Below are 12,091 nucleotides of genomic sequence, written 5' to 3' on the forward strand. Positions count from 1 at the left end.
GGTGCTTATTGTCGCCTCGGGCAGACTCGTCGTCAGATTTGCTTCGCCACGCCTTTCATAACCAGGAGCGTCTTATGTCCCGCTACTTCGTGCTTGTTTTCGTTGCTTGCGCCGGCTTTGCCACGCTTGCGTCGGCTGACGAAGCCGTACCAACATTTTCAAACGACGTTGCCAAGATCATTCATGACAAATGCGTGAGTTGTCATCGACCTGAATCATCCGCACCGTTTTCGTTGATCTCCTACCGTGATGTGCAACAGCGGGCTGGAACCATTGAGGCGGTTTTGGACACGGGCTACATGCCGCCCTGGAAACCGGTTGATCATGGAATTGCCTTCGCTAACAACCGAAGCTTGTCAAACGAAGAGACCCGAAAGATCAAAGCCTGGATCGACGCCGGTTGTCCCGAAGGAGACCGCGGGAAGACACCGGATCCTCCGCAGGTCACCGAGGGTTGGATACTTGGTAAACCAGATCTGGTCGTCAGGATGAATGGTACCTTCGACGTCCCAGCTGACGGTCCCGACATCTATCGTTCCTTCGTCTTTCCGCTCGATTTACCCGAAGTCAAATGGGTGAAGGCAGTCCAGCTTCGACCCCGTGCCAAGTCGTCAGTGCACCACGCACTGTTCTTTGTCGACACCGCGGGCAATGCTCGAAAAATGGACGGAGCCGACGGGAAGACCGGCATCGCAGGCATGGGATTCCTCGCCGGACTGGGCGAATCCAATGTGACCAACACCGAGGGCGGCGCGGCGTTGCTTTCGCGGCTTCGCGGCCAGCGAGGATCCGCAGATTCGGACGATGACGAAGCGTACCGCGTGAACGATGGACTGGCTCGGGGGCTGGGTGGATATGTTCCGGGCAGCACTCCGAACCTATTGCCGGGAGACCTCGCGATGTCATTGCCGGCTGGAAGCGACATCGTGATGCAAACCCACTTTCACCCCTCTGGAAAAGCCGAGACTGAGCAAGCAGAAATCGCTCTTTACTTTGCGGAACAACCACCGTCGCGAGAGTTGATGCCGATCATGGTGCCGGCCATGTTTGGATTCGGGGCCAACATCAAGATTCCCGCCGGTGAGAAGCACTACCGGGTTTCCGACAGGCTCACTCTTCCCGTCGCCACCCGTGCGATCGGAGTCGGAGGCCACGCGCACTACGTTTGCCGTGAGTTAAAGCTGACCGCGCAACTGCCAAGTGGCAATACCAAGATACTGCTGCACATCGACGATTGGGATCTCGATTGGCAAGACCAGTACCTGTTTGCCGAGCCAGTTGATTTGCCTGCCGACACGGTGCTCATCTCCGAACTCGTTTACGACAATTCGGCCGAAAACCCAGAGAACCCGCATCATCCACCGCAGGACATCCGCTGGGGACGCGGTTCGACCGATGAAATGGGCAGCATCACGTTGCTGGCGATTGCTGACGATCAAGACGGCGAAGAACCGCTGCGAAATGCGGTTCGACAACATTTCATCAACTCGCTGATCCATCGAGAACCTTCACAGTTGGTTGAGATGTTAATGCAACTGGATGACGATCATGATGGAAGCCTGCAACGGAGCGAAACGCCACCGCGAATGAAGGATCGTGTGTTTGGTGTTCTTGACGCCGACAACAGCGGTGCATTGGACGCATCCGAACTTGAAAATGTTTTCCGATTACGCGGTTGGCTTCGCCGTTGATTACATGCACACGAAGAAAGTTTTTCGCTTTTATGTCCCCTTTTCCTGTTCCCCCGGCAATTACTTCCGTCAAGCAAAGTGACTCACTTTGCTTGACTCACAATCTTTTCTCAAACTTTGGAGCCAAACAGATGAAATTGCCAAACAGATTGGGTCGAATGTTGAATTCGCGGTGCACAGCGAAGCTGCGGCGACCTATTCGTGGACGTTCCATGCGAATGGAAAAGCTGGATGCTCGCGCAATGTTGGCAGCGGATTCTGGCATGGGAGCCTCCTCGCTCGCGATGGATGTCAATGCCGACGGTGCCATCTCCGCATCCGATGCCCTGAGCGTCATCAATCATCTCGTGCAAAACGACTCGCAATTCGGCGACAGCGTGGTGGGAGAATCTTTTCATGACACGAATCGCGACGGCAGGGTCAGTTCCAGCGACGCGTTGATGGTGATCAACCACCTGAACCTTCGAGGCGCTGGAACGATCCAGCTGCGGGAACTGATTGGACCACGCGTCGACAGAATCAGCGATGCTCAGGAAGAAAACATTCGTCAGCTCATGGTAGACTTGAATTCGATTCGCTCGGAGTCCGAAGTGACACCAGAGCAGATTACGCAATTGATCGGAGACCTGGCGACGGTGGCCGCAGAGGCAACCCGACCGATCGCTGATGCTACAGTTACTGCGTGACACACGCACAGCGCGAAGCGATGGCGAAATTAGCGATGCGGAACGTGAACAGTTGGCAGGGAGGGTCGACGCCGTGCTGGAAAGTGCAAATGTCCCGCAAGCCGAGCGAGATGCCGTGCGCGAAGATATCGAATCGATCATCGATGCCAGCGGCATTACCCAGGAGGACATTCAAACGATTGCCGAAGATGTGAACGCGATCCGCACCGAGTTTTGGAACAACCATGATCGTCTGCGAGATCGCATCGTGCGGCCCTCGCGGCGATAACTCGAGTGTCCTGTATTCAAGCAAGTTTGTGTTGATTTAGTGAGCCGACAGCGCTAGCCGCGGGCTTTATGGCAAAAAACTAGCCGGTTAAGGCCCGATGGCTAGCGCCAACTGCTCACTAAAATAGATCTCACAACGATAGGGCAATGCACTAAATCAACAGCCCACTAACAGCGGCCCGTCCATTGAAACAAACTAAATCGCGCAACACACGGAAAGCATCTGGCCCATGATCCGCCTTACTCATATCGTTCTAAGTCTCATCATTTCGGCGTCGACGCACGCATTAGCCGTGGAGCCGAACGTCGACTGGAAACTTACCGACATTGACGGCAATCATCACGAGCCGTTTGAAGAGAAGTCGACGCGTGGCCTCGTTTTGATTTTCATCTCAACCGACTGTCCGATTGCGAACGGTTACCAACCGCTGATTCAGCGGCTCGCCAGCGACTATCGCAAAGACGGCATGCGGATTTTCATGATTCATTCCAGCCCGAGACTGTCAATTGAAGAAGCCCGTAAACACGCGATCGAGTTTGGCATCAGCACACCGGTCGTGATCGACACCGATCAATCGATTGCGCGTCGAGTCGGAGCAACAGTCACGCCGCAAGCTTTCGTGTTTGTCCCGAACCAAACACACCTCGTCTACCAAGGACGCATTGACAACATGTATGCCGGATACGGAAAGAAACGAAAGGTCGCCACCACCCACGATTTGGCCGATGCCTTAGAGTCAGTCGTTGCGGGGCGTCCGATCAAAAACGCGGAAACAATCGCCGTGGGCTGTTTCATCTCCTATGCAGAATAATCGATTGCAGCGTTGTAGATTGGCGAGCAAATTGGGCAAACTTGATTTACGGACCACGCTCGCGGTCCCGGTGACGATGGGTATGATGGAAACGGCCTTTTAACAAAAGCAAAGCATGTCACATTTTCGGTGTTTTGATACAATGGCACGTTCAGCTAACAACCAGTGTTCTCTTAACTCCCGCGGGAAAGATGCAATGAGAATATTTCTTCTTTTCACGATCTTCACGCTGTTAATCGCGATGATCCCCACAAACACAGCCATGGCACAGGTCCGACTCAAAAACAAAATTAGTGGCGCGAAGCCTGATATAACCGTTCTCAATCAGGGTGGCGTGGAATCGACGAATCGACGTCAAGATGTCGAAGGCACGGTCTGGGAATACAAGGTCATTGAACCGGGCGAAAAGGACGATTCCAAAGAGACGAAGATGACCGGACGTCTTCGGATCAAGCAAACATCAATCTTTGCCGTGGGCAAACCGAAAATGGTCGGCGAGCAAGAGAATGAAGGTAAGGAAGCGAAACAGAATGGAGACGCCGACCTTCGTGGAAACGTCAAGGGTCTTCTGTCGCAGCGATTGAACGAGTCAAAAGTGCAAACGACTGGAGACGAACGCATCGGTGATTATTCCACGTCCGGATCAAGCGAGTACAAATTCGAGTTCGATCAGGACGATGCCTACGCGCTTTCCGGGCTTGTGAAACTGAAGCCGGACACGAAAAAGAATGGCGTGTGGGCCGGCACCTACGAAGAGTTTTCCGGCGGCAAGAAGGTAAAACGCTGGCGTTTTGAGTTGCGTAAGATTGAGGAATAGTTCACCCCATTCGTTCGGCAAGTCTGATTTGAATCCGAACAGATGCGTGAGAGCGAGTAACCAGCGAGAAAGGTGCCACGCAGGGCAACTGCAATCAAGCTCAAAGACGGGCGATCATTACACCACTGGCGTACGGTGTGATCGCGAAAGGATGGTTGCTTCATAGAAATCATCCGATCGGCGACTATCATTGAATTGTTTTGAGCACGAGATACTAACACAAACGCGCGGGTGAACTGGTATTACGGATGAACACGCAATGGAACGAACGATGAATTTCTCCCTCGCAACGAAGATATGCTTGCCGGTCTGGATTCTATTGTGTTTGTTTGGCGTGATCGCTTCGACGGCGAATGCCCAAACCAAACAAAGTCACGCAAAAGAGACTGCCGAACGTTGGCCGTGGCGGCAATTCATTGAAACCGACTTACTCTTCTTTTCAACGACGTTTGACGGAACTCTGAAAGGTGCAGATCGACTCGATGAGAACGTAGTGCCTCGAGCCATGGTCTTTCCGCTCGCGGGTGACTGCTTCGTGGCCTATGGCATCGATCTGCTTCGTGCTGCTGCTGTGTGGACGGCGGGAGCAACGCCCTTCGTCAACGCGAACCTGGCTGTCACCAGCTATCCGTACGAATTGAAGAAGGTTCCTCCCGGTACGGATGCCTTGCCTCAACCCAACGGTGAAATCTGGTTTCGCAATGGTCTCTATGCCGGTGTGGGGACCGGAACGCCTCGGATACTCGATCCGCGCGCCAAACGAACCGATGAGGAAATGAAGCAGGATCCGCCTCGGGATCTGAGATACTAATGAAAACGCAGATACGAATGAAAGCGCATCGATTCAAAACGGCTCCCTCGGCCATCCTCGCCATCCTGTGTGTTTCCGTTTCGGCCCATGCAGTGGAAAAGCCCGCTAATGAAGTGGCCGGCGAAGCCCGCATGTTCAAGAGCGCCGATGGCACCACCATGCCCTATCGGATCTTCACCCCGAAAAAGGTGGAGAACGGGAAGACCTATCCACTGGTGCTGTGTTTTCATGGCGCGAAAGGTCGGGGCACCGACAACCAGGCCCGAGGCTCCCTCGCCTTTCCCGTCCTGAGTTCGGCGGAAATGCAGCGCAAGCACCCCGCCTTCATCGTCGCTCCGCAATGCCCGCTGGGAGGAAAACGCTGGGTCAACCACAACTGGTCGGATGGCGCCTACGATTCGAAAAAAGTGGCCGTCAGCGACGAAATGACCCTCGCTCTTTCCATCTTGGACAAACTGGTCGCCGAGTTGCCGGTCGACAAGACCCGCATCTACGTCACCGGCCGTTCAATGGGGGGCTTCGCCACTTGGGACGCGATCGCGCGACGCCCAGACTACTTCGCTGCGGCGGTGCCGATTGCCGGAGGGGGCGATCCACAGATGGCGGCACAATGGAAGGAGCTTCCCATCTGGGCCTTCGCTAGCGCGGGAGACCAGACCTGCCCCGTGGCCGGAACCAGAGCAGTCGTCGAGGCGTTCGAGAAGGTGGGTGGAATGATCAAATACACCGAGGACCCCAAAAAGAGCCATGGCCAGATTTGCGAGGCTTGGAAGGAGCAGGAGGGTCTCGCCGAGTGGTTGTTCGCCCAACACAAGGACAAACCTTAGGCTGATCGGAAGCCATGCCTGCATTCGTTAAGAGCAGTGGCAATGGCGTTACCCTGGCCGTGTCTTTGCTCCGGAACGGTAGGCAAAGAGGAAGCTGAACTCTTGAAACAAATCCAATGAAACAAATCCAATGAAACCTCCCCAATTCCTTGTTCTCTTGCTCGCCTGTGCGCTCTGCGCCTCACTCCAGCCCGTTTTCGGCGGGGACCTTAAACTGACGGAAACAGATGACTCGATCCGCGTGACCCTGCGCGGCAAGCCCGTGCTCGAATACGTCAAGACCGCGAGGCCGGTGCCCAATGGCATTGAGAAGCACTTCAGCCGCAGCGGCTACATTCATCCGATTTACACCCCGACCGGGCAGGAACTCACGGGTGACTATCCCGAGGATCATGCCCATCAACATGCTCTCTATTTTGCCTGGGTGAAGAGCAAGTTTGACGGAAAGAATGTCGACTTTTGGAATCAGGCAAAGGATCTTGGCAAAATCGAATTTCGCGAAGTGCAGAAACTGAACCGAGAAAAGCATAACGTCTCCTTCAGTGTCAAACACGCGTTTATGGTGAAGCAGGGTGACAAGTGGATTGATGCGATCCACGAGGTCTGGACCGTCACAGTTCATCAAACCCCCGAGGACCATTTTCTTTTCGACATTGTCAGCGTTCAAAACTGCGTTTCCGAAAAACCGCTGAGCTTGTCCGAGTACCATTACGGTGGCATGGCGATCCGCGGCAACTACCAGTGGCTGAAGGAAAAGGAAGATCACAGCATCAAGCCGGGCGACCTGCAATTCCTGACCAGCGATGGCCATGACCGCTGGAAAGGGAATCATACTCGTCCCAACTGGGTTGCCCTTTCTGGCAAAATCGATGGTCAGGACATATCGGCAACCGTCTTCTGCAGTCCTATGAACTTTCGTGCGCCTCAACCTGTGCGGCTTCATCCCAACAAGCCGTATTTCTGCTTCTCGCCCATGGTCGAAGGCCCGTTCGAGATCTCGCCTGGCAACGAATACGTTTCACGTTACCGCTACTTGGTGACTTCCAAAGCAATCGACGTGAACGTGATCGAGAAGTACTGGGACGAATACGCGAAGACTGAGAAATAGTCCGCCCGTCATTCGCGGTCTGTTGGGAGTCAATGTCTAACCAAGAAACATTGAGTTCCAACGCAGAAACATGTTGGGCAGAAAAATGCTTCCATCTTTTTGCCCATCCGAATTTTGCCCATCCACTAAAAGCAGCACTTGGGAATTCGTATGAAAAGAATCCTGTTGACAATAATGCTGATGGTTTCAGCGATCTGCGTCACTAGAGCCGACGCGGCAAACGAGCGGATGAACGTGCTCTTCTTGGTTGCCGACGATTTGAATAGCTGGATGCTGGAAGATGCCGATCGCTATGCCGGCAAAGTGATCGCACCGAATCTTCGCAAGCTGGCTGACAGCGGAGTCAACTTCACGCGAGCCTACACCGCCGCGCCGGTTTGCTCGCCTTCTCGCACCGCGTTTTTTTCAGGCGTAGCACCCTGGAAATCGGGTATTTACAACAACGCGCAGACGATCAACAAGAGTGAAGTACTGAACCGGGATGACGTGCTATCACTTGCCGGGTTGTTCAAGAAGAGCGGCTACGACACCTTCGGTTATGGCAAAATCACCCACGGCTGGGACCAGAAAGAGCACTGGAATGAACATGTTGGCCACAAAAGAGACCCGGCTCCTCCCGGAGCGCCCCTGGCAAAACTCAGTGGGGGAGAACAGGATTGGGGACCCATTCATCTTGCCGAGGAGCAAATGAATGACACTCGCGGGGCCGATAAGGCCATCGCGGTTCTGGAGAAACAACACGACAAGCCTTTTTTCCTGGCATACGGCACATTCAATCCTCACATGCCCTGGTATGTCCCGCAGGAGTATTTTGACATGTATCCTCTGGAGCAGATTGTGCTGCCCGAATTGAAAGAAGATGACCTGGACGACCTTCCTCCGCTGGCCAAAGCGGTGAGTGATGGGATCGGAAGCTTCGCCGACAAAGTCGTCGAGACAGGAAAACACAGAGAAGCGGTGCAAGCCTACCTGGCCACGACCACGTACGTCGACACCCAGATCGGGCGCGTTCTCGATGCCCTCGAACACAGCCCTTACAAGGACAACACCATTGTCGTTTTCCTCACCGATCACGGCTTCCACTTGGGGGAAAAGCACCACTGGCAAAAGACGACTCTGTGGGAGGAGGGAACGCACACTTTGCTGATGTTTCGTGCGCCGGGAGTCACCAAAGCCGGAGGCGTATCTGAACGTTTTGTTTCCCTGATGGACATCTACCCCACCCTGGCCGAGCTCTGTGGAGTCACGCCGCCCGCGTACATCGATGGACGCTCACTGGTCTCCTTGCTCGAAGACCCGCAGGCTCCTTGGGAAAGCACCGCGATCACGGGATTGTGCGACAAAGTCAAAACAGATCTGGCCTACATCAGCATCCGCCACGAGCTCGGACGCTACACCCGCTATGGGGCCGACGAAGAGGAGTTCTACGACACCACGAAGGACCCTCACGAATGGACGAACGAGATCGACAACCCGAAATACGCCACCACCGTCAATAACCTTCGCACTCTCGTCCCCGGTTTCGAGAATGCCGCTCACCCCCTTTCCTCTGCCCTGACTAGAGAGCGTAGGGAAACCAAAAAAGTGAAAAAGAAAGGCGAATAGACACTTTCGTGCATTCGGCAGATGACTTCTTACCTGCCGTAGTGGACGAGGTCACGAGTCCCCCATGAAAACGACTCGTGACTTCGTCCACCACGGATCACCAACACAGGATCAACCATGAATAAATCCCCTCAAAAAAATCCTTCACGTCGAACCGTTTTGAAATCGATCGGCGCGACCACCACACTGACTGCGTCTGGCCTGTTGCCATCTATGCTTTATGCCGCAACCCCAGCATCTGCGAACGGCAAGTTGCGCGTCGGTTTGATCGGCGCGGGGAATCGAGCCAAATGGCTGACGCGTGCGTTGTCTCGTGAATCTCATCGAGCCGAGTTGGTCGCCGTCTGCGATTGTTATCTACCACAGATCGATGTCCTGGCGGCCGATAACAAGAACGATCCCAAGGCAGGTGACTCATGGAAGCGTTATCAGAACTACGGACTGATGCTCGATCAGGAAGAACTCGATGCAGTCATCATCGCAACGCCGGATCATGTTCGCGTGCGTGCGGCTATGATCGCCTGTGCCAAGGGCCTGGACGTGTACGCGGAGAAGCCACTGAGCTTCAGCATTCCGGAAGGCCGCGCGTTAGTCAACGCGGTGCGAAGACACAAACGCATCTTGCAGGTCGGCACGCAACAACGTAGCACGGCCAACAATCGGTACTCCTGCGAATTCGTTCGAAGCGGCGGCCTCGGCAAAGTGCACACGATTCTCGTCAAGAACTATTCCGGCTCGCGACCGGCAACAGGCCTCGAACAGCAAGCCGTTCCCGAAGGCATGGATTGGAGTCGATTCTGCGACCAGGCTCAGTTGCTCGACTACCACGAACAACTTCACCGCAGGTGGCGGAATTTTGATGTTTTCACCGGAGGCCCCATTTGCGATCGTGGTGCGCATGCTTTGGACATGGTTCATATGGCAATGGGCTGGGAGAATGTCGCGCCGACGCGTATCGAACCGTCCACGGAAGCAAAGGATGCTCGCGATCGCGGAGTCCGCCTTCATTATCCCGACGGCACCGTGGTTCGACTGGAAAGTGACAATGGACCGGCTTTCGGAGGCATCTTCATCGGCGAGAAGGGCAAGATGGAAATCAACCGTGGACGCTTCGCCTGCAACCCGACGACATTACTTGCACCTTACCAGGGTGAAGAGTCTGAAAATCACGTCGGCAATTGGCTCGACTGCATCGAATCACGAGAGGAACCCAACGCTCCTGTTGAAGTCGGACATCTGATTAGCAGCGTCGCACACCTGATCAACATTTGTCGCATCACCGGCCGCACAATCAATTGGGACGCCACCCAGGAGCAAATCATCGGCGATGAGTCCGCCAACGCATTGTTGAACAAAGAACGTCGTCCCGAATACTCACTACCTAATGTTTAGGTTGGGCGATCACCGTGGGGCAGGTTTTCAACCTGCCACGCATGCGAGAACTCGGGCAGGTTGAAAACCTGCCGCACAAATAGAACTTCACAAGCTATCTCTCGTCATAGGAACTTCGATGCTATTCGATTCACTGTATCGTACCCGCTGTGCGGACAAGCAACGGAATTGTCCAGTCATCGCATTGGTCGCCATTTCGCTTTGCTGTGCCACCGCGATCGCCGATGATTGGGTACCCCTGTTCGACGGCAAGTCTTTGGACGGTTGGAACGCATCGGGTGATAACAAACAATTCCAAATCGTTGACGGAGTCATACGCGGGGCTAGCTCCGGCAAGACACACTTTCTGTGTACAGAGAAGGAATATCGCGACTTTGAGTTGGAGATCGAAGTCAAGCTTCATGACATGGACCTGAATTCAGGCATACAAATTCGCACCAGCACGACCCGCGCCAACGCAAAGGGTGACACCATCGCCAGCGTGCATGGACCGCAAGTCGACCTTGGCAAGTCTCCCGGACGCTCCGGCCACATATTCGGGCAAGGAAACGGACGTTGGTTCACTCCAACCGCTGACTTGGAACGCAATAGCCTGATGATCAATGGAGCGTGGAATAAGGTTCGTATTCTCGCAAAGGGGAAACACATTCAAACATGGATCAACGGAGAACTCGTCGGCGACGTAACGCTGGATAACGAGATCGATCAGAAATATCCCCAGGGTGTCATTGCCCTACAAGTGCATGGTGTCAAGTCACCAGATAAGATCCGGCACGTTTCATTCCGCAACATTCGCATCCGTGAGCCGAACTCTGTTGACACCGTTGTGCCGTAGAGAAATGACTGATCTGGTCCGATAACGCCTTGCTGTCGATTCGGTTGTTCGTTGGTTGAGTAAGTGAGATCTGAGGTGACACTACGAATGGCAGTCGCAATCAATCCATTTCAATTCATCTGGATTGATTACGGATAGCTGCCCCTCACGAAATTGTCTGATGCGAGAGAGCCAGCTTGCCGAGATTGACGAAATCAGCCGTCAGAACCTGATCAGTTCAAACACCGAGTCGGGTGGTCCGGGAAGACTGAAGCCTTCGCCGTTTTCCCACGCCTCAAGAACCTCGACGGGTGGCCCCGGAAGGCCGATTTCCTTCGCGAATTCCTGACGCGCGCCACTCCATGGCGGCGGTCCCATCGGGCGACTTGGCTGCTCGCCGTTCTGCCATGCTTCAACAACCCACGCAGGTGGGCCGTCTGCTGGCGGGATCGGAACTTCGCCAGTCGCCCACGCATCAAGCACCCACGCCGGAGGCCCTGCGGCGGCTGGTTTTTCGGTGGGTTGCTGTCCGTTTGCGTCGGACGACATGGTGATGGCAGCTGCAACCAGTGCCAACGCAATCCCATTGAAACTCGTGATCTTCGTTCGCATCGAATTCTCCTTGAAACATTGTGGTAGAAACGAAACAGCTGATCTACTACAACTAGCCCTCATTTTCACCTGTCACAAACCACTGAGTTGACATGGCGAGTCCACTGAGCGGGCTTCAGGATCGAACCGTCCCAAAGAAGTCCATCCGGCCCGCTTCGAGCTGTCGGCTTCAGGCTCGACCACTCCCAGTCCTGATTCCACTGGACCATGTTCTCTGGACCATATTCGCTCGCAGCGGATTCCGCTCCAGATAACGCAGCACCGTCAGATAGTGTTCATCGGACTGCACAGGAAACGCTTTGAATCGCCCCTGCCAGACATGGCCGCTGCCTTGATAATGTCGATGATAACGGCGAACGTGAGACGTCATGAGCCACTGCATCCAGCGACTGAGGTCTCCATCCTCATGCGGCCACAACAGCAGGTAGAAATGGTTTGTCATCAAACAAAAACCTGTCAGCCGCATCGGCACCTTTTCGTGAGCCTCCCGCATCAGGTTCACAAACGTGGCGAATTCGTCATCCTGATGAATGACATCGCCGTGACCATTGTCCCGGTTCAAAACATGGTCAACAAACCGACCTCGTGAAGCTCTGGAGCTGCCGGGCATGACTGGACGATAGTCGACCGAAGTCCTTCGTAAAGCAGA

13 protein-coding genes are annotated in these 12,091 nt (G+C 54.4%); 11 read left to right on the forward strand and 2 right to left on the reverse strand.

The window, feature by feature from the left end; translation table 11 throughout:
• The first annotated feature begins 74 nt into the window (after positions 1-74).
• From Pla52nx_RS11990 to Pla52nx_RS12040, 11 genes are all read left to right on the forward strand, one after another.
• Complete coding sequence (locus Pla52nx_RS11990; RefSeq protein WP_197454595.1) at positions 75-1,691, forward strand: hypothetical protein; 1,617 nt, start codon at positions 75-77, stop codon at positions 1,689-1,691.
• A gap of 212 nt (positions 1,692-1,903) precedes the next feature.
• Complete coding sequence (locus tag Pla52nx_RS11995; protein WP_197454594.1) at positions 1,904-2,377, forward strand: dockerin type I domain-containing protein; 474 nt, start codon at positions 1,904-1,906, stop codon at positions 2,375-2,377.
• Complete coding sequence (locus Pla52nx_RS12000; protein WP_146520130.1) at positions 2,358-2,645, forward strand: hypothetical protein; 288 nt, start codon at positions 2,358-2,360, stop codon at positions 2,643-2,645. The genes Pla52nx_RS11995 and Pla52nx_RS12000 overlap by 20 nt, the downstream gene beginning before the upstream one ends.
• 229 nt (positions 2,646-2,874) lie before the next feature.
• The gene (locus Pla52nx_RS12005) at positions 2,875-3,456 is read left to right on the forward strand and encodes a redoxin domain-containing protein (protein ID WP_146520129.1); all 582 of its coding nucleotides are present in this window, start codon (positions 2,875-2,877) and stop codon (positions 3,454-3,456) included.
• Positions 3,457-3,598: 142 nt separating this feature from the next.
• The gene (locus tag Pla52nx_RS12010) at positions 3,599-4,273 is read left to right on the forward strand and encodes a hypothetical protein (RefSeq protein ID WP_146520128.1); all 675 of its coding nucleotides are present in this window, start codon (positions 3,599-3,601) and stop codon (positions 4,271-4,273) included.
• Between the two features lie 271 nt (positions 4,274-4,544).
• Positions 4,545-5,084 carry a DUF6797 domain-containing protein gene (locus Pla52nx_RS12015; RefSeq protein ID WP_146520127.1) on the forward strand — a complete coding sequence of 180 codons (540 nt, stop codon included), beginning with the start codon at positions 4,545-4,547 and terminating at the stop codon, positions 5,082-5,084.
• Positions 5,084-5,911: a prolyl oligopeptidase family serine peptidase gene (locus Pla52nx_RS12020; protein ID WP_146520126.1), complete on the forward strand. Its 828-nt coding sequence runs from the start codon at positions 5,084-5,086 to the stop codon at positions 5,909-5,911. Before Pla52nx_RS12015 ends, Pla52nx_RS12020 begins: the two co-directional genes overlap by 1 nt.
• Before the next feature lie 130 nt (positions 5,912-6,041).
• A complete protein-coding gene (locus Pla52nx_RS12025) occupies positions 6,042-7,019 on the forward strand; it encodes a PmoA family protein (RefSeq protein ID WP_146520125.1) in 978 nt (325 codons plus the stop codon).
• Positions 7,020-7,169: 150 nt separating this feature from the next.
• Complete coding sequence (locus Pla52nx_RS12030) at positions 7,170-8,624, forward strand: sulfatase (RefSeq protein WP_231741982.1); 1,455 nt, start codon at positions 7,170-7,172, stop codon at positions 8,622-8,624.
• 117 nt (positions 8,625-8,741) lie between these two features.
• Positions 8,742-10,016: a Gfo/Idh/MocA family protein gene (locus Pla52nx_RS12035; protein WP_146520124.1), complete on the forward strand. Its 1,275-nt coding sequence runs from the start codon at positions 8,742-8,744 to the stop codon at positions 10,014-10,016.
• Positions 10,017-10,134: 118 nt separating this feature from the next.
• Entirely contained in the window at positions 10,135-10,851 is a 717-nt protein-coding gene (locus Pla52nx_RS12040; protein ID WP_146520123.1) for a 3-keto-disaccharide hydrolase, read from the forward strand.
• Positions 10,852-11,052: 201 nt separating this feature from the next.
• On the opposite strand, the gene Pla52nx_RS12045 is transcribed toward Pla52nx_RS12040, so the two are convergent.
• Positions 11,053-11,442 carry a hypothetical protein gene (locus Pla52nx_RS12045; RefSeq protein WP_146520122.1) on the reverse strand — a complete coding sequence of 130 codons (390 nt, stop codon included), beginning with the start codon at positions 11,440-11,442 and terminating at the stop codon, positions 11,053-11,055.
• A 169-nt stretch (positions 11,443-11,611) separates the two neighbouring features.
• Positions 11,612-12,052 (reverse strand): transposase, encoded by a 441-nt coding sequence (locus Pla52nx_RS12050; protein WP_231741981.1) that lies wholly within the window; start codon positions 12,050-12,052, stop codon positions 11,612-11,614.
• Between the last annotated feature and the right edge of the window lie 39 nt (positions 12,053-12,091).

It is taken from the genome of Stieleria varia (assembly GCF_038443385.1).
Classification (GTDB): domain Bacteria; phylum Planctomycetota; class Planctomycetia; order Pirellulales; family Pirellulaceae; genus Stieleria; species Stieleria varia.